The 18495-nt window shown below is 65.8% G+C and carries 16 protein-coding genes; 5 read left to right on the top strand and 11 right to left on the bottom strand.

Features of this window, described 5'->3' with window-relative positions; all coding sequences use genetic code 11:
* The first annotated feature begins 95 nt into the window (after nt 1-95).
* Nucleotides 96-1124, top strand: coding sequence for a LacI family DNA-binding transcriptional regulator (locus shn_RS28745; RefSeq protein WP_064333949.1), 1029 nt, complete (start codon nt 96-98; stop codon nt 1122-1124).
* Between the two features lie 40 nt (nt 1125-1164).
* Here the strand turns inward: shn_RS28745 and shn_RS37485 are convergent, their stop codons facing one another.
* The 5 genes from shn_RS37485 to shn_RS28725 form a co-directional block, all read right to left on the bottom strand.
* Nucleotides 1165-1296 carry a hypothetical protein gene (locus shn_RS37485; protein WP_256388534.1) on the bottom strand — a complete coding sequence of 44 codons (132 nt, stop codon included), beginning with the start codon at nt 1294-1296 and terminating at the stop codon, nt 1165-1167.
* A gap of 18 nt (nt 1297-1314) precedes the next feature.
* Nucleotides 1315-1731, bottom strand: a complete 417-nt coding sequence (locus shn_RS28740; RefSeq protein WP_064334048.1) for an organic hydroperoxide resistance protein — start codon at nt 1729-1731, stop codon at nt 1315-1317.
* Between the two features lie 133 nt (nt 1732-1864).
* On the bottom strand, nt 1865-3178 hold the full coding sequence (locus tag shn_RS28735) for an ATP-binding protein (protein WP_064333948.1): 1314 nt from the start codon (nt 3176-3178) through the stop codon (nt 1865-1867).
* Nucleotides 3175-3915 (bottom strand): response regulator, encoded by a 741-nt coding sequence (locus shn_RS28730; protein ID WP_064333947.1) that lies wholly within the window; start codon nt 3913-3915, stop codon nt 3175-3177. The genes shn_RS28735 and shn_RS28730 overlap by 4 nt, the downstream gene beginning before the upstream one ends.
* An 83-nt stretch (nt 3916-3998) precedes the next feature.
* A complete protein-coding gene (locus shn_RS28725; RefSeq protein WP_064333946.1) occupies nt 3999-5042 on the bottom strand; it encodes an alpha/beta fold hydrolase in 1044 nt (347 codons plus the stop codon).
* 406 nt (nt 5043-5448) lie between these two features.
* Here shn_RS28725 and shn_RS28720 point away from each other — a divergent pair, with 406 nt between their 5' ends.
* The 4 genes from shn_RS28720 to shn_RS28705 all read left to right on the top strand — a co-directional run bounded on the left by shn_RS28720 (nt 5449) and on the right by shn_RS28705 (nt 11850).
* Nucleotides 5449-7200: a cytochrome c biogenesis protein DipZ gene (locus shn_RS28720; RefSeq protein ID WP_064333945.1), complete on the top strand. Its 1752-nt coding sequence runs from the start codon at nt 5449-5451 to the stop codon at nt 7198-7200.
* A 36-nt stretch (nt 7201-7236) separates the two neighbouring features.
* Entirely contained in the window at nt 7237-7992 is a 756-nt protein-coding gene (locus shn_RS28715) for an alpha/beta hydrolase (RefSeq protein ID WP_064333944.1), read from the top strand.
* A 270-nt stretch (nt 7993-8262) separates the two neighbouring features.
* Nucleotides 8263-10233: a PAS domain-containing sensor histidine kinase gene (locus tag shn_RS28710; protein WP_064333943.1), complete on the top strand. Its 1971-nt coding sequence runs from the start codon at nt 8263-8265 to the stop codon at nt 10231-10233.
* Between the two features lie 129 nt (nt 10234-10362).
* Complete coding sequence (locus shn_RS28705; RefSeq protein ID WP_064334047.1) at nt 10363-11850, top strand: sensor histidine kinase; 1488 nt, start codon at nt 10363-10365, stop codon at nt 11848-11850.
* Between the two features lie 161 nt (nt 11851-12011).
* Here the strand turns inward: shn_RS28705 and shn_RS28700 are convergent, their stop codons facing one another.
* Genes shn_RS28700 through shn_RS28675 form a run of 6 tightly spaced genes read right to left on the bottom strand, consistent with a single transcriptional unit; the run spans nt 12012 to nt 18467 of the window.
* On the bottom strand, nt 12012-13379 hold the full coding sequence (locus shn_RS28700) for an LLM class flavin-dependent oxidoreductase (RefSeq protein ID WP_064333942.1): 1368 nt from the start codon (nt 13377-13379) through the stop codon (nt 12012-12014).
* A 9-nt stretch (nt 13380-13388) separates the two neighbouring features.
* Nucleotides 13389-14624: an SfnB family sulfur acquisition oxidoreductase gene (locus shn_RS28695; protein WP_064333941.1), complete on the bottom strand. Its 1236-nt coding sequence runs from the start codon at nt 14622-14624 to the stop codon at nt 13389-13391.
* A 16-nt stretch (nt 14625-14640) separates the two neighbouring features.
* On the bottom strand, nt 14641-15888 hold the full coding sequence (locus tag shn_RS28690) for an SfnB family sulfur acquisition oxidoreductase (protein WP_064333940.1): 1248 nt from the start codon (nt 15886-15888) through the stop codon (nt 14641-14643).
* A gap of 20 nt (nt 15889-15908) precedes the next feature.
* The gene (locus shn_RS28685) at nt 15909-16562 is read right to left on the bottom strand and encodes a methionine ABC transporter permease (RefSeq protein WP_064333939.1); all 654 of its coding nucleotides are present in this window, start codon (nt 16560-16562) and stop codon (nt 15909-15911) included.
* The gene (locus shn_RS28680) at nt 16543-17676 is read right to left on the bottom strand and encodes a methionine ABC transporter ATP-binding protein (RefSeq protein WP_064333938.1); all 1134 of its coding nucleotides are present in this window, start codon (nt 17674-17676) and stop codon (nt 16543-16545) included. Before shn_RS28680 ends, shn_RS28685 begins: the two co-directional genes overlap by 20 nt.
* Nucleotides 17664-18467 (bottom strand): MetQ/NlpA family ABC transporter substrate-binding protein, encoded by an 804-nt coding sequence (locus shn_RS28675; RefSeq protein WP_064333937.1) that lies wholly within the window; start codon nt 18465-18467, stop codon nt 17664-17666. Before shn_RS28675 ends, shn_RS28680 begins: the two co-directional genes overlap by 13 nt.
* Between the last annotated feature and the right edge of the window lie 28 nt (nt 18468-18495).

The following is an 18495-nucleotide window of genomic DNA, read 5'->3' as shown; positions in this document are numbered from 1 at the left end:
ATGAAATTAATGCTGCATTGCAAGGCTATTTCCGTTTGACATTCACAAGCTGATCGTCACACAACAATGTAACGTTACATGATCCAGGCGGTTGCATGACCAGTGAGAAGGAAAAGACAGGCATCCGGGCGGTCGCGAAGCTTTCGGGCGTCTCGACGGCAACGGTCTCGCGCGCCCTCAACAATCCGCAAAGCGTGAGCGAAGACCTGCGCGCCCGCATCCAGCGGGTGATAGACGAGACCGGCTACGTGCCGCACGGCATGGCACGGGCTTTGTCCAGCAACAGGACGCGCACGATCGGCGCCATCATCCCCACCATCGACAATGCCATGTTCGCCCGCGGGATCGAGTCGCTGCAGAAATTCCTCTCCTCGCGCGGCTACATGCTCATTCTCTCGACGAACGGCTACGATATCGATGTGGAGCTGGAGCAGGCACGCAACCTGATCAGCCGCGGCGTCGACGGGCTCATCCTGCGCGGCGACTGTCACCACCAGGCGCTGCGCGACCTGCTGGCGGCCCGCGACGTGCCCTTCATCAATGTCGGCATCTACAATCCGAGCCAGCCGCATCCGAGCATCGGCGTCGACAACGAGGCGGCCGCGCACCGCGCCATGATGCATCTCATCGAGATCGGCCACCGCCGCATCGGCGTGGTCAGCGCGCTCCAGCGCAACAACGACCGCGCCAGCGCGCGAATAAGGGGGTTCCGCCGTGCCCTTGCCGAACACGGGCTGGACCTGCCGGAAGCGTGGCATGTCGAGGTGCGCTACACGCTGGACGATGCGCGGGAAGCCGCGCGGCAGATCCTCATGGCTCCGAGCGTCCCGACGGCCATCGCCTGCGGCAATGACGTGCTCGCCTATGGCGTCATGCTGGAAGCGGAGCGCAGGGGCCTGAAGATTCCCGCCGACCTTTCCGTCGTCGGCTTCGACGACCTCGAATGGAGCCGCCACCTGCGCCCCGCCTTGACGACGCTCCACGTTCCGACGGACCTGACCTGGAAGGGCGCCGGCGAGTATATCCTCGCCCGCCTCGACGGCCACAAGGTTCCCACGCACTACGAGGTGGATTACGCACTCGTCGTGCGCGAATCGACCGCCCCGCCGGCGAGCACCCCGTAGCGATACGCCAAAGGGTGATCGAGCCCGGCCCGCGCGCCGGTCATGGTTGCAGATGGATGACCGACAGCGCGACAAGGCCGGCCAGCGGCGACGGTTCCGGCGAAAAGGCGTCGTAGGCGCAGGGCGCCGCAAGCACGGCACCCGTCAGCAGGCAAGCGAGGATATGTTTCATCGCGCCCTCCCGTGCCCGTCAGGCCAGCGCCAGGACGACATCGATATTGCCGCGCGTCGCCTTGGAATAGGGGCAGATCTGGTGTGCCTCGTCCACAAGCGCGCGTGCAAGCGCAGGCTCGAGGCCGGGCAGGCCGATGTTCAGGCGGGCCTGAAGAAAGTAGGCGTCGCCCGCCGTGCCGAGGTCCACTTCCGCATCGACGACGGTTTCCGCCGGCAGCCGGATCTTGCGCCCGGCGGCGGCGCGGCCGAGCGCTCCGATGAAGCAGGCGGACCAGCCGGCGACGAAGAGCTGTTCGGGATTGGTGCCGGCCCTGCCGCTGCCCGGCGGCGAAAGGCGGACGTCGAGCTGCGCGTCGTCGCTGCGGGCGGCGCCTTCGCGGCCGCCGGTGGTACGGGTCCTGCCGGTATAGAGAACCTTCTCGATCCTGCTCATGGGATGCTCCTTGGTTTGGTCGCCTTCTGCGACGCTGTTGACCGGAGCGTTCTGACGGGCCCACGTATCCGGCATGTTTCCGGAACGCGCGAAAATGTATCGAAACGTAGCCGCCCCGACGTCGCTGTGCTTTTCAGGGCAGCACGATCTCGGCGGCAAGCCCGCCGCCTGGGCGGTTGGAGAGCCGGACCGTCCCGCCGAGCGCGGCGGCGAGCTGCTGGGCGATGGCAAGGCCGAGACCCGTGCCGCCGGTTTCCCGGTTGCGCGACTGCTCCAGCCGGAAGAAGGGCTGCATGGCGGCCTCAAGCTTATCCGCCGGTATGCCCGGCCCGCGATCGAGCACGGCGATGATGGTCTCGCCCCCGCCTCCCCGCCGAACGCCGATTTCGGCGCTGCCGGCATATTTCAAGGCATTGTCGACGAGATTGGCCAGGATGCGGCGGAGCGCATGGGGCTTCGTCGCGACCGTGCCGGACACCATGCCGACGACCTGAACGGCCTTGCCGGTATCCTGGTAGTCGTAGGCGATGCTGTCGATGAAGGAGGAGAGGTCGATGCGCGAGGCCTTCTCGCCATTGCCATGGGCGCTGCGGGCATAGGCGATGCCGTCCTGCACCAGCCGTTCGATTTCCGAAAGGTCGTGCACCAGCTTGTCCCGCTCGGGCGTATCGTCCGCCATGTCGGCGCGCAGACGCATGCGCGTGATCGGCGTCTGCAGATCGTGGGAGATGGCGGCAAGAATCTGTACCCGCTCTTCCAGGTAGTGCACGATGCGCTCGCGCATGGCATTGAAGGCCGTCGCCGCATGGGTGACTTCGCTCGGCCCGCCCTCGTCGAGCGGTAGGCCCGGCCGGTTGGGATCGAGCGCGTTGGCGGCGGCGGCGAGCGTTTCCAGCGGCCGCACCGCCAGCCGCACCGCGTACCACGCGCAGAGCAGAAGCAACGCCATCTGCACGACGAAGACATAGGGCAGCCAGTCCGCCACCGGCATGACGCCGCGCGGCGTGATGTCGATCGTCAACGGGCTTCCGTCGCTGAGCGCCAAATGCGCTTGCAAGCGCGGCACCTCGCCGGGAACGGATTCGACGCGCAGGGGGAACCGGTGGCCGACCGCCTCCTCGATCCGCGCCACGATCTCGGAACTGAGCCGCGAGGTTTCCGGCACGCCGGGCAGGCCCTCCCCCAGCACGAACCGGTAGTTGCCGCGGCCAAGGCGATCGACGAGGCCGGCCCGCTCGCCCGCCGGCAGCCGGTCCAGGACCGCGATCGATGTCGCCACGTCGTTTTCCAGCGTGCCCAGCATCACCGCCTTCGCGGACATGTAGCGCTCCAGATAGAGCACGCTGAAGGACAGGCCGTAGGCAACGGCCAGACCGACGAAGAGGATGAGGAATATCCGGGCGCGCAGGGTGCCCGGCAGCAGGCGGGAGAGACCCGCCGAACTCATGGCCGTGGCTCCGAGATCGCGATGGGAACCGAGAAGACGTATCCTTCGCTGCGCACCGTCTTGATATAGGTGGGCTCGCGCGCGTCGTCGCCCAGCCGCTGGCGCAGCCGGCTGACGAGAAGATCGATGGAGCGGTCGAAGAATTCCGCGTCGCGCCCCTGCGTGAGGTTCAGCAACTGGTCGCGATTGAGCACGCGCTGGGGATGATCGATGAAGACGCGCAGGAGGCGGTATTCCGCGCCGCTGAGCGCGATCTCCGTACCGTCCCGGTCAAGGAGATGGCGACCGACGGTATCGAGCCGCCAGTCGCCGAAGCTCAGGACCTGGCCGGCCTCGCTGATCTGCAGGTTCGGAGGTAGCATGCGCGTGCGCCGAAGCACGGCCTTGATGCGGGCGAGCAATTCGCGCGCCGCGAAGGGTTTCGCGAGATAGTCGTCGGCCCCCATTTCAAGCCCGATGATGCGGTCCATCTCGTCGCTGCGGGCCGTCAGCATCAGGATCGGCGTCGCCTTGTGCTTTCCCGCCCGCAGCTCTCGGCAGAGCACGAGCCCGTCGTCGCCCGGCATCATCACATCGAGCACGATGAGATCGACGGCATTGGCTTCGAGAAAGGCGCGCATCTGGCGGCCATCGGCGGCGATCGTCGTCCTGAGCCCGTTCTTCTTCAGGTAGGACGACAGCAATTCGCGGATCTCTCGGTCGTCGTCGACGATCAGGATATGGTCGATATGCTCCATGGGAACTTCCGAAATCTGTGCGCCAGCCTCACATGTAGACCGTGCGCCGCTGGCCGCGAAGGGGAGAAATGCGGCAACGCGCCTTAAATCCGCGCAACGTCGAGCACGGCCCTGGCGAAATCCTCCGGCGCCTCCTGCGGCAGGTTGTGGCCGATGCCGCCGCCAATCGTGCGATGCTCGTATGGCCCGACGAACTTCTTCGCGTAGACGGCAGGATCGGGATGCGGCGCGCCGTTGGCATCGCCCTCCAGCGTGATCGTCGGGAGGGCAATGGAAGGCGCCTCCGCGAGGCGGCGCTCGTAGGCGTCGTATTGCGCCTCCCCCTTCGCAAGGTCCAGGCGCCATCGATAATTGTGGATGGTGATCGCGACATGATCGGGATTGTCGAAGGCCGCCGCCGAACGCTCGAAGGTCGCGTCGTCGAACATCCAGGTCGGCGACGCCGTGCGCCAGATCAGCCTTGCGAAATCGGCCGTGTGCGCTTCATAGCCGGCGCGGCCCCGCTCGGTCGTAAAATAGAACTGATACCACCAGGCGAGCTCCGCCGCGGGCATGAGCGGTTCGCGGTTGACCGCCTGGCTGCCGATCAGATAGCCGCTCACCGAAACCATGGCCTCGCAGCGCTCCGGCCAGAGCGCGGCCATGATGTTGACGGTGCGCGCGCCCCAGTCACAGCCGGCGACGATCGCCTTTTCGATGCCGAGGGCATCCATCAGCGCGATCATGTCGGCGGCGAACGCGGATTGCTGGCCGTTGCGCGGCGTCTTCTGAGACAGGAAGCGCGTCGTGCCATAGCCGCGCAGATAGGGCACGATGACCCGGTAGCCGGCCGCCGCAAGTATGGGCGCGACATCGACATAGGTGTGGATGTCATAGGGCCAGCCGTGCACCAGGAGCACCGCCCGGCCGCCGGACGGGCCGAGCTCGGCATAACCGATATCGAGCATGCCGGCCCTTGCCTGTCTCAGCGCCGGGAAAGATGCGATCGCCCCGCCCCTGGCGGCGGTGGATGACGCGGCGGACGGCTGTGCGTTCGCAACGGCCGCCAGGCCGAACTCGGCGGCGGCGAGGGTCATGGCGGCAAGGCCGAAGAAACGGCGGCGCTCGGGATTGATCGTGTCGGGCATAGGCTTTCTCCTGCTGGAATGAACATGGCGGGAAGAAAGCCGGCGGCATGTGTCCCGACTGTGTCTCCTGCGGCATCCTTCTGCATGCGGATGTAACATCCGGCCGTCCGGATACATTCTGATACAAATCCGTCCTGGAGCATTTTCGGTGGGGTCCACTCGCCGAACGGTTCATCTCTTTGTTCCTTCAATAAAATATCTGCGCCCGTTTGCCGGAATTGCTCCAGCCGCCTGCCGGGCACGGCGGCACTCGTCGCACATCCCCGGCAACCGGCACCGCCCTACACTTCGGTACAAATCCCCCCGGTCCCGGACACATGCGGGATACGTCCTGCTGGCGATATCGCCCTGCCGGCCGTGCTGCGTCGCCGCCCGGCAACCGGACACCCGTTCAAAGGAAACGACGATGACGCTTCTGATCATTGCCTATCTGGCGGGCGCACTGACCATCCTCAGCCCGTGCATCCTGCCCATCCTTCCCTTCGTCTTCGCTCGCGCGGGGCAGCCGTTCGTGTCGAGCACGCTGCCGATGCTCGCCGGCATGGCGGCAACCTTCACGCTGGTCGCGACGCTGGCCGCGGTCGGCGGCAACTGGGCGATCCATGCCAACGAATATGGCCGCATCGCCGCGATCGGGCTCCTCGCCATCTTCGGCGCCAGCCTGCTCTCCCCCCGCATCGCGAGCATTGCCGCCCGCCCGGTCGTCGACATCGGCAACAGGCTGATGAACGCCTCAGGACGCACCGGCTCGGCCCCGGCAGCCGCCCGCTCGCTGCTGCTCGGCATCGCGACCGGGCTTCTATGGGCGCCCTGCGCCGGCCCCGTCCTCGGCATCGTACTGACCGGCGCGGCGCTCAAGGGGGCCAATCTCGAAACGACGGCGCTCCTGCTCGCCTACGCCGCCGGCGCCGCGACCTCGCTTGGCCTGGCCCTTGCCGCCGGCGGCAAGGTCTTCGCCGGCATGAAGAAGTCCCTCGGCATCGGCGAGCGGGTTCGCCAGGGGCTCGGCGTTGCGGTCCTGACGGGCGTCGCGGCCATCGCACTCGGCCTCGATACGGGCCTGCTGGCACGGCTTTCCTATGCCGGCACCGCATCCTTCGAGCAGGCCGTGCTCGACCGGCTGCGCCCAACACCCCCAAGCGGAGCCGTCACCGTCGCATCCGCGGACAAGACCGGGGTCTTCCAAAGCGGCTTGCCGATCGAAAGGGCGGCCCCCTCGCTCGATGGCGCCGTTACATGGCTGAACTCGCCGCCGCTCACCACAGGGCAACTGCGCGGCAAGGTCGTCCTCGTCGATTTCTGGACCTATTCCTGCATCAACTGCATCCGCACCGTACCCTATGTCCGCGCCTGGGCGGAGAAGTACCGGGATCAGGGCCTTGTCGTCGTCGGCGTGCACGCACCGGAATTCGCCTTCGAGAAGAAGATCGGCAACGTCAGGAAGGCGGCCAGCGACCTGCGCATCACCTACCCGGTCGCGATCGACAACGACTATGCCATCTGGCGCGCCTTCCAGAACAGCTACTGGCCGGCCCATTACCTGATCGATGCCGACGGACAGGTCCGCTACCACCATTTCGGCGAAGGCAACACCGCCGAGACCGAGCAGGCGATCCGCGATCTCCTGCGCGAGGCCGGCGGCAGGATGGCCGAAACCACGCTGGTGAACCCGGACGCGAAGGGCGCCGAGGCGGGTCCCGACCTCCGGAACATCCGCTCCGGCGAAACCTATCTCGGCTATCAGCGCGCAACGAACTTCGCCTCGCCGGAGGGCGTCGCTGCCGACACCACGCAGACCTACACCATCGCCAGCCCCACCCTCAACCGCTGGGGCCTCTCCGGACGCTGGACCATCCACGCCGAGCAGGCGACGCTCGATCAGCCGGACGGCCGCATCGCCTACCGCTTCAGCGCACGCGACTTGCATCTCGTCCTCGGGCCCGCCGCCGACGGCAAGCCTGTCCGCTTCGAAGTGACGATCGACGGCAAGGCGCCGGGCGCCGATCACGGCGCCGATATCGACGCGGCCGGCCGCGGCACGGTCTCCGGAACCAAGCTCTACCAGCTCGTCCGCCAGGCGGGCACGGTGAGGGAGCGCACGTTCGAGATCCGGTTCCTCGACCCCGGCGTCGAAGCCTACGCCTTCACCTTCGGCTGAACCTTCCCTCCCAAACCTGAACCACAGGAGAAAAGCATGAAACGGACCCTTTCCACCCTCGCCCTCGCCCTTGCCGCCAGCGTCATCGCCTTTGCCGCGCAGGCCGCCGACGTGAAGAACATCGTCATTGTCCACGGCGCGCTTGCCGATGGCTCCGGCTGGCGCCGGGTCACCGACATTCTCGTGGGCCGCGGCTTCAACGTCACGATCGTGCAGCAGCCGATCACCTCGCTTGCCGACGACATCGCAGCCACCGGGCGGGTGCTGGCGCTCCAGGACGGGCCGACCCTGCTCGTCGGCCACAGCTATGGCGGCATCGTCATCACGGAGGCAGGCCACGACGAGAAGGTCGCCGGCCTCGTCTATGTCGCCGCCTTCCAGCCGGACAAGGGCGAAAGCCTTCTCGGCCTCGCAAGCTCGAAACCGGCGAGCGCCATGAACATTCGCGAGACCAGGGACGGCAGGTTCCTCTATATCGACCCCGCGACCTTCCCGAACGACTTCGCGGCCGACCTGCCGAAGGACGAGGCGGCCTTCCTCGCCAGGTCCCAGGTCTTCGCCGCCAAGGAAGCCTTTGCCGCGAAGGTCGGCGATCCCGCATGGAGAACCAGGAGGAGCTGGGCGATCGTCGCCACGGCGGATCGCTCGATCCATCCGGACCTCGAACGCGACATGGCCAGACGCGCCGGCAGCGACATCACCGAGATCGACGCCAGCCACGCGGTGTTCGCCTCACAGCCCGAAAAGGTCGCCGAGGTGCTCGAACGCGCGGCAAAGGCCCTCTCCCGTTAAACACGCGGCAGCCGCCGCTTAAGGCTATCAAGGCAAAGGCCGCCGCCAATCTGGAGGGGAGCGGCGGCGGCCTGTCTTGCCGGACGAAAGCCGCCGGATTGAGCTTGCCGCAGACCGGCCTGATTGGCGGGATCGTCATTCTCTGCGATAGGTTCGATCCTGGAACCGGCCTTGCGGGCCGCCAACTCGCGGGAAAGCGAATCCAGGCGACGCCATGGAACCTTTCCACGTCTTCAACGTTCGGTGCAGTTGGCTCTTGAGGGGAAAAACATGCATGGGGAAGAGGCATCGGCGCTTATCGGCGAGGACCGGTACAGGCTGCTGGTGGACGCGATTACCGATTATGCCATCTACATGCTGGACCGGCAGGGCAATATCGTCAGCTGGAATGCCGGGGCGAGCCGCTTCAAGGGATATGAGGCGAAGGAGGTGATCGGGACGCATTTCTCCCGCTTCTATCGTTCCGTCGATCGCGACAAAGGCCTTCCCTCGCTCGCCTTGAAACATGCGGCAGAGGAAGGCCGGTTTGAAGGCGAAGGCTGGCGGGTGCGCAAGGACGGGTCCGAATTTTGGGCCCATGTCATCGTTGATCCCATCCGCGACAACGATGGCAGCCTCATCGCCTTTGCCAAGATCACCCGCGATCTGACCGAGAGGAAGCAGGCGGAGGAGCAGCTTCGCAAATCGGAGCAGCAGTTCCGTCTTCTCGTGCAGGGCGTCACCGACTATGCGATCTACATGATGGACGCGGAGGGCCGCGTTTCGAGCTGGAATTCCGGCGCGGAGCGCATCAAGGGCTACCGGCCTTGCGAGATCATCGGCATGCACTTCTCCCACTTCTTTCCCGAGCAGGACAGGCTTGCCGGCATTCCGGAACAGGCGCTGGAAACCGCCCGCCGGGACGGCCGCTACGAGTCGGAAGGCTGGCGGCTGCGAAAAGACGGGACACGCTTCTGGGCCAATGCCATCATCGACGCCATCCGCGGCGACGACGGCTCGCTGATCGGCTTTGCGAAGGTCACGCGCGACATAACGGAAAAACGCGATGCGCAGCAGGCGCTCGAACGGGCAAGGGAAGAGCTTTTCCAGGCGCAGAAGATGGAGGCGCTCGGCCAGTTGACCGGCGGCGTCGCCCATGACTTCAACAACCTCCTGATGGCCGTCCAGGCGAGTCTCGACCTACTGCAGCGGCGCATCTCGCCCAGCCCGGAGGCACAATCCCTGATTGACAACGCCCTGCAGGCGACGCGTCGCGGGGCATCGCTAACCCAGCGGCTGCTGGCATTTTCCCGGCGTCAGGATCTGGATTTCGCGTCCGTCGATCTCTGGATGCTCATCCGTGGCATGACAGACATGCTGCAGCGTTCCATCGGCCCGGCCGTCGTCGTCGAAACGCATTTCCCCCTGAACCTGCCTTCGGTACGGACCGACCCCAACCAGATGGTGAGCGCTCTCCTCAATCTGGCGATCAACGCGCGGGACGCGATGCCGGAAGGCGGCCGTCTTGTCATTGGCGCGCGGCTTGAAGCCGATGCCGCCGCAATGCATCCCGACCTGCAGGAAGGAGCCTATCTCTGCCTCTATATCCAGGATGAGGGACACGGCATGGATCCCGACACGCTGAGAAACGCAGCATCGCCTTTCTTCACGACAAAGGGCATCGGCAAAGGGACGGGCCTTGGCCTTTCCATGGTACAGGGATTGATGGCGCAGTCCGGCGGAAAGCTCGTGCTCCACTCCACACCCGGCGCGGGGACGACCGCGGAGTTGTGGCTTCCGGTCCTCGACGACGGTGCAAAGGCCGTCGGATCGGCAAGGCAGGAGGGGCCATCCGAGCCGCCGCTTCCGCAAAAGGTCCACTCGCTGTCCGTCCTTGCCGTGGACGACGATCCACTCGTGCTGATGAACACCGTCATGATGCTGGAAGACATGGGCCACACCGTCTGCGAGGCGGGCTCCGGCACCAAGGCCCTGGCGTTTCTGGCCGAGCGCAGCATCGATCTCATCGTCACCGATCAGGCCATGCCGCACATGACCGGCTCCCAGCTTGCCGATATCGTCCGCGAGCGCTGGCCGGGCATCCCGATCATTGTCGCCACAGGCTATTCGCAACTGCCGCCGGAAGCGCGCGCGGATCTGCTTCGTCTGTCCAAGCCATTCAGCGAACGCCAGCTCGAGGATGTCATACGTCGAGCCATGTCCGGCGACGGCCCGCAACCGCGCCCTTCGTACGATAGATGACCGATCTCGTCCGGCTTGACGAAAAACCGGGACATGCCCCATCCTTCCGGCTAAGGTCGACCGACGCATTGGGGGGAAGTGGGGTTGCGCGGGCTGAACATCCATTTCACCTTGGCAAGGGCGGCCGCGATGATCATCATCGCAATGTTCGTCTCGCTGCTCCTCATGCTCGCCCTGTGGCTTACCACAAGCTACCGGGATGCCGTCCGCCGCACCGAGGAGCGAGCCATCGCGGCCTCCAAGATCGTTGCAAGCAACGTGTCCCTGCTCGATTCCCTGGCACGCCAGGCCTTGCAGCGTATCGATGAGACGCTTGGCGAAAACCTCGTGCCGGCCTCCGTCGAGGTGCGCAACATCGACGAGGCGGTGGCAGATCTGCCTGGTCAGGTGAAGGCCTATGTGGTCGACGATACGGGTCTGACCCTCTATTCGACCGACCCCATGGTGAAGCCGATCAGCATCGTCGACCGGCCCTATTTCTCGGAGCTGGCGAAGGGAGCGAAACAGCACATTTCCAGCCTCCTGATCAGCCGCCTCAACGGCGAGCAGATTTTTGCCTTCAGCCGCAGGCTGGAGCGAAACGGGCGCTTCGCCGGCGCCGCCGTCGTTTCCTTCGAGGTCAAGGTCCTCGCCGATGTCTGGGAAGCCGTCGATCTCGGCCCGAACTCCACCGTCAGCTTCGCCCGGTCCGATGGCCAGCTCGTCGCGCGCTATCCGCTTGCGGACGGACCGCTCGACATGAGCAAATACGTGCTGTTCACGGATTACCTGCCCAAGGCCCCGGACGGCACCTACGACGCCATCTCGCCCGTCGATGGCGCCCACCGGATCGTCGCCTATCGGACCGTCGACGGCACCGGGCTCATCGCGCTTGCTTCCGCCGACCACGATTTCGGCATCCAGCGTTTCTGGCGGGATGTGACGGTGGCGATCTCGGTGCTGATCCTGGCAAGCGTCAGCCTTCTTGCCGCGGGCCAGTGGATCCGCCACCTGCGGCAACGCGACGCCGCGCAGTCCCAGTTGCTGAAAAATGCCCTTGCGGACAATCAGCTGCTTCTTCGCGAGATCCACCACCGCGTCAAGAACAACCTGCAGGCCGTTCAGAGCATCATCCAGCTCCAGCGCCTGCCGGCGGACGTCCAGCAATCGCTGGCCGATCGCATCTCCTCCATGGTTGCCGTACACGAGCAGATCTACCGGCATGACGAATTCTCCCGCCTCTGCGCACGCGACCTTGTGGCCTCCGTCGTGGAGAAGCTGGTAAACGCCTATGGCGCGTCCGTCGCCGTGGACTACGACATCGACGAGCTTGCCATTTCGACCGACAATGCGACCCCGCTCGCCCTGCTGACGAGCGAACTTCTGACCAACATCCTGAAATATGCCTTTCCAGACGGCCGCGAGGGCCGGATTTCCATCGCGCTCAAGGCGATCGGGGAACGCCGGGCCCGGCTCACCGTGCGCGACAACGGTGTCGGCTTTGATCCGCAAACGATGCGGCAGGGCATGGGGAGCCGCCTGATCCGGGGTGTCGTCAACCAGTTGAACGGCACGCACACCTTCGACGGAAGCAATGGAACCACATTTACCGCCGAGCTCGATATCGTGGAGCCGTAAGTGTGCCGCAGGCCAGATCGGGGGCTCAGTCAGGCGATCCCTTGACGGCAAAGCGCTACAGTCGTTCAACGGAAGACCCTTCGAGGCCTCGCACCATACGAATTCATCTGCAAATCTGGACGGTTGCCCAAAATTCTGAACCGTCGAGGATCCGGGCAGCTTTACGGCCGGTACGGGCTTTGGCTCCGGAAGGTTGAAGCCGGATGGCTCGCGGGAAGGCGGTCGCCTGCGCCGAAGAGGCGGTCGCGCAGGCTGGATCCGCCGTAGGATGTCTTGTAGCGGCCGCGCTCCTGCAGGACCGGCACGACGAGATCGACGAAGTCCTCATAGCATTCGGGCGTCACGGTGCGGGCCAGGTTGAAGCCGTCGATCTCGCCGTCGTCGATCCAGCTTTCCAGCTCGTCGGCGATCGCCTCCGGCGTGCCGACGAGGAGCGGATAGCGCCCGCCGAGGGCCAGTTCGCCAAGGAGCTGCCTTCTGGTCCACTGCTTCTTCTTCGCAAGCTCGGTCGCCGACTGGATGGCATTCGACGTGCCGTATTCGATCGGATCGTCGAGACCGTAGCGGGAGAAGTCGATGCCCGTGCTCGCCGAGAAATGCGCCAGCCCCGCTTCCGGGCTCGCATAGTTGAGATAGTCGCGATGTTTTTCGCGCGCTTCCTCGTCGGTCCGGCCGGGAATGATGGAAATGCCGATGAAGATCTTGATATCCTGCGGCGCGCGGCCGGCGGCAACGGCTTCCGCCCGCAGCGTGCGCGCGGTCGAAAGGGCGGCCTGCTTGTCCACCGCCGTCACGAAGACGCATTCGGCATGGCGCGCGGCAAAGCGGCGGCCGCGACCCGACGTGCCCGCCTGGTAGAGGACCGGGGTGCGCTGCCGGGAGGGTTCGGCAAGGTGGTAGCCCTCGACACGGTAGAACGGGCCGTCATGCCGGATCGCCCTGACCCTGGCGGGATCGGCATAGACACGCGCCGCCTTGTCCCCGTGCACGGCATCGTCGTCCCAGCTTCCCTCCCAGAGCTTGTAGAGGACGTCGAGATAGTCTTCCGCGCGGTCATAGCGCGTATCGTGCGCCGTCAGCGCATCCTGCCCGATGGCGCGCGCCGCGCTATCGAGATAGCCGGTCACGATGTTCCAGCCGATGCGTCCGTCCGTCAGGTGGTCCAGCGTCGAGATGCGGCGCGCGAAGGTATAGGGCGGCTCGGCATTGGCATTGACGGTGAGGCCGAAGCCGAGATTTTCCGTGACCGCCGCCATGGCCGAAACGAGCATGAGCGGATCGTTGACCGGAAGCTGGATGGATTCCTTCAGCGTCAGGTCGACCGAACGTTGATAGACATCATACACGCCGATGATGTCGGCGATGAAGATGCCGTCGAAGAGACCGCGCTCCAGCGTTTTCGCCAGCGACGTCCAATAGGCGAGCGTCTTGTAGTCGACCGACCTGTCGCGCGGATGCGCCCAGAGGCCGTGATTGATGTGGCCGACGCTGTTCATGTTGAATGCGTTCAGGAGGATCTGCTTTTTCATGTCGGTCCGTCAGATGGCGCCGTGTCGCGGCGGGCGCTTGCCGTTGAGATGGAAATTGCCGACCGCCTGGTACTTCCAGCGGACGGGATCGTGGAGCGTATGCGTGCGGACATTGCGCCAATAGCGGTCCAGGTTGTCCTCGCTTTGCGTCGAGGACGTGCCGGAAAGCTCGAACAGCTTGTCGGCCGCGAGCAGGCCTGCCTTGGTCGTCAGGATGCGCGCCTGCGCAACGGCGATCGACGCACGCGCCACGCTGTCCTCGTCCGGCGCGCGCTGCGCCTCATCGACGAGGACGCCCGCGCGGTCGACCAGCGCTTCCGCCGCGCGCAGCCGCACCCGGACATGGCCGACCTGGTGCAGCGTCAACGGGTCCTCGGAGGCCCTCTCCACGCCGGAATCGAGCCAGGGCCGCGCCCTCTCCCGCACGAAGCGCAAGGTCTCCTCGAAGGCGCCGAGACCGATGCCGAGGTCGATTGCCGCATGCATGATCTGCGCGTGCGGCCCGATCGTCGTCGGCCGGTCGAACGAGGCCTTGAAGGGCACCACCCATTCCGGCTCCACGCGCACGCGGCTGAACGTGACGGAGCCGCTTCCGGTCACGCGCTGGCCGAAGCCGTCCCAATCGTCGATGACCGTCACGCCCGGGGCATTGCGCGGGACGAAGGCAAGATAGGTGACGTCCGAGCCTGCGTCGTCCGCCACCAAGAGCGTCGGAATCCAGTGCGCATAGATGGCGCCGGTGCAGTAGAATTTCTCGCCCTCGACGTACCAGCCGGCGGGATCGCGCACCAGCCTCGTGCGCCGCTTGAAATCCCGCGTGCCGATTTCCGCCAGCGCATTGCCGAGGCGGTCGCCGGCAAGCACCCGGTCGAAGAAGAAGCGCTTCTGCGTCTCCGAGCCGCCGACCCGCAGCACTTCAAGCGCATAGAAATGGTTCTGCGGGATCTGGGCAAGCGAGCCGTCAGCGGCGGCGATGGTGGCGATGACGCGGGCAAGCGTGACCGTCGAGATTTCCGCGCCGCCATAGGCCCGCGGTATGGTCGCGCCCCACAGGCCGCTTGCGGTGTAGCGTTCGAGTTCGTCCCAGGGCAGACGCCGCTCGGCATCGCGTAGGGCCGACTCGCGCGCAAAATCCGCCGCGAGTTGCCGCGCCGTTTCGAGCGCATGCGCGTCGTCCACAATCAGCACGGGCCGCGACCGGGCCGGCGGCGCTTCACGCGTGGTCGGGAAGGCAGTCGAGATCATGCCGGGCGCTCCCCTCTCAGTTCCATTGATGGCGGGCCGGATAGGCGCCGTTGAGGTAGTAGTTGCCGAGCAGGTGATACTTCCATCGCACCGGGTCGTGCAGCGTGTGGACCCGCGCATTGCGCCAGTGCCTGTCAAGGGCATGAGCGGCGCGCGTGGCGCTCGATCCGGCGAGATCGAAGAGCTTTTCGCTCGCTTCGAGCGCGATCTCGGTGGTCAGGATCTTCGCCTCCGCGACGGCGACGGACGCCCTGGCGCTCGTCTGCGCCGTCACCGGCACGGCGTTCAGCTCATCGAGCACGGCGGCGGCGTGATGGAGAAGCGCCTGCGCCGCCTGGTACTCGGTTTCGAGATGGCCGATCTCGTGGATGATCGTCGGATCGTCGGATGCCCGTTCGAGGCCGGAATCCATCCACGGCCGGGTGCGGTCGCGCACGAAGGCTGTCGCGTCGTCGATCGCCGCGCGCGCAATGCCGGAATCGATCGCGGCCTGGATGATCTGCGAGATCGGCCCCCACAGGCCCGGCTTGTCCGCGGCCTGCCAGACCGGCAGCACCTGGATCGGCTCGACCGGCACGGCGTCGAACTCGACCGTGCCGCTCGCCGTCGTACGCTGCCCGAAGGAGGACCAGTCGTCGATCACCGTCACGCCCGGCGCATCGTGGCGCGCCCAGACCTGCACCGCCCGCCCCTCGTCGTCGAGGGCGCGCGTCGGGATCCAGTGTGCGAACAGCGCGCCCGTCGAATAAAAACGCCGGCCGGTGAGGCGCAGGCCGTCGGCGGTCGCGGTGAGGCGCGTCGTCACATGGTTGATCATGTTGCGCCCGCGCTCGGGGCCGGCATTGCCGATGCGCTCGCCCCGCAGGATATCGGCGTAGAAGCGCGTCTTCTGCTCTTGCGAGCCGAGATCCCGCAGCAGGGCAAGGACGCCGAAATGGTTCTGCGGAATCTGCCCGGCCGACGGGTCGGCGGCACAGAGGATTTCGAACACCTTCACCAGCGTGACGAAGGAAAGCTCGGGCCCGCCATACGCCTTCGGCACGGTGATGGCGCCGAGACCGCTTGCGCTGTAGGCCTCGATCTCGTCCCAGGGCAGCAGCCTTTCCCGGTCCCGCTGTGCGGCTTGCGGGTGCAGGACGTCGGCAAGCGCCGTCGCAGCCGCGATCGCTTCCGCATCGGTGGCGATGCGCCGGGCGGATACGGCCGCAGCCGGCCGCCGCGCTGCATCGGATCGGCTTCCGGTCGCTTTTTCGGTCTTGCTCATTTTCGTCTCGTTTCTGTCTGTCAACGGTTGCGCAGCCGGCGCACGGTGTAGTCGCCGGCAAACTGCACCAGCGTGACCATGGCGATGAGCACGATGATGACCGCGATCATGACGGTCGTGTCGAAACGCTGGTAGCCGTAGCGGATCGCCATGTCGCCGAGGCCGCCCGCCCCGACGGCACCGGCCATGGCGGAAGCGCCGATCATCGTGACGACGGTGATCGTGAAGCCGCCGACGATGCCGGGAAACGCCTCGGGCAGCAGCACATGGCGCACGATATGCCATTTGCGGCAGCCCATCGCCTGCGCCGCCTCGATGAGGCCCTTGTCCACCTCGCGAAGGCTGACTTCCGCGATGCGGGCGAAGAAGGGCGTCGCGCTGATCGACAGCGGAACGATCGCCGCCCACACGCCGATCGTCGTTCCGGTCAGGAACCGCGTGAACGGCAGGAGCGCCACCAGCAGCACGATGAAGGGCGTCGCGCGAAAGCCGTTGACGACGGCAGCGACCGCGCGGTTCAATCGCGGCGCCTCGAAGAAGCCGCCAGGCGCCGAGACGACGAGGAAGACGGCGATGGGAATGCCGATGACGAGCGCGATCAGCGCCGAAATGCCGACCATCTGCACCGTATCGAGAAAGGCCAGCCAGAGGCGGTTATACATCGCTGGCGACATGACCGAGAATCCTTGCGCTGCCGACATGGCCCCTGAGGGCGTCAAGATTGCTTTCCGAAACGCCGCGCGCCGCGACGAGCAGGGTGCCCTGGGCGTGCCCCTGGATGCGGTCGATCGTGCCGTGAAGCAGCCGGACCGACGTTCCGAGAGCCGAAGCGAGGCGCGAGAGGTCCGGCCCGGCACTTTCGCCGCCGGTATAATGCAGTTCGAGGACGGCTTCGCCACCGGGGACCGGCTGCGGCTGCAGGCGCGCCGCGATGTCCTCCGGCAGGTCGCGGCTCAACGGCCGCAGGAGCGCGCGCGTCGCATCGTGCTTCGGCGCCCCGAAGACCTGCCAGACGGGACCTTCCTCGGCGATGCGCCCCTGTTCGAGAACCAGCACGTTCTCGCAGATTTCCCGGATCACGCTCATCTCGTGCGTGATGAGGATGATCGTGAGGCCGAGGCTGCGGTTGATATCCTTCAGGAGCTTCAGGATCGAGAGCGTCGTCTCGGGATCGAGCGCGGAGGTCGCCTCGTCGCACAGCAGGATTTCCGGCTTGTGCACGAGGGCGCGCGCGATGCCGACCCTCTGCTTCTGCCCACCCGACAGGCGCGAGGGATAGACGTTGTGCTTGCCTTCGAGGCCGACCAGCGCGAGGACCTCGTCGACCCGTTCGGCGATCTGCTTCTTCGGTACGCCGGCGACGACGAGCGGCAGCGCCACGTTCTCGCGCACGGTCTTGGCCGAGAGCAGGTTGAAGTGCTGGAAGATCATCCCGAGGCGGCGACGCAGCTCCACGAGCGCATCCTCATCGAACCGGCCGATGTCCTGCCCGTCCACGAGAACGCGGCCGGAGGTCGGGGTTTCCAGCCGGTTGATCGTGCGCAGCAGGCTCGACTTGCCGGCGCCGCTGCGGCCGATGATGCCGTAGACGCGGCCCGCCGGGATTTCGAGATCGATATCCTCCAGCGCATTCACCGCACCGGCCGCGGATCGATAGATCTTGCCGAGCTTTTCGAAACGGACGGAACCAGCCCCGGCGGCAGAAGCCACCCGGGTTGCCGTCGCCGCCTTTTCCGTGGCCGCGCCGTGCACCGGTACGGCCGTCGTCTCCACGGTCAATGCAGCCATGACAGTGTGTAGAGCTTGTCGTTGCCGTTATAGGCGTCGTGGATGACCTTCCGGACGGTCTCCGAATTCTGGTAGAGTTCGACCAGCTTCTTCAGCGCCGGGTCATCCTTGCGGTCCTCCTTGACGGTGAAGATGATCGAGAACCGGCGGTCGTCGATACCCGAATAGATGAGGCCCGAGCCGGGATCGAAGAGACCGGATGCGGCGATGAAGTGGGGGTAGCCGAGCGCCAGGTCCACATCCGCCGTGATGCGTGCGAGCTGCGGGCCCTCGACCTCGGTGAATTCGAGGTTACGGGCGTTTTCGACGATGTCGTCCAGCGTGCCGGTGAAGCCGACGCCGTCGCGCAGCTTGATCAGGCCGGCCTTTTCGAGAAGCAGCAGACCGCGTCCCTGGTTGACCGGATCGTTGGCGATCGCCACCTTGCCGCCTTCCGGAATCTCGTCGAAGCTCTTGTGCTTCAGCGAGTAGAGGCCGATGTTCGCCAGGATGCCCGGGCCGATGTCGGTCAGCTTGTAGCCGCGGTCGGCGATGGCATTGTCGAGGAATGGCCGGTGCTGGAAATAGTTGGCGTCGATATCGCCGGCATCGAGCGCCACGTTCGGCGTCGTCCAGTCGGTGAACTCCACGGCCTCTAGCTCGATGCCCGCTTCCTTGGCCTCCGGTATGAGCGCGGAGATGGAATCCGCATAGGCGCCCGGAACCACGCCGATCTTGATCGTGTCGGCCTCTGCCGCCGTTGCGAAAGACAGCGCCAGCGCCGCCACGAATCCGAGAGTATGCAGTCTCATGTAATCGCTTCCCCGTATCGGTTGTTCT

The organism is Shinella sp. HZN7, from assembly GCF_001652565.1.
Taxonomy (GTDB): domain Bacteria; phylum Pseudomonadota; class Alphaproteobacteria; order Rhizobiales; family Rhizobiaceae; genus Shinella; species Shinella granuli.
Note: the sequence above shows the minus strand (reverse complement) of the source record. Positions and strands in the feature narration are given on the sequence as shown.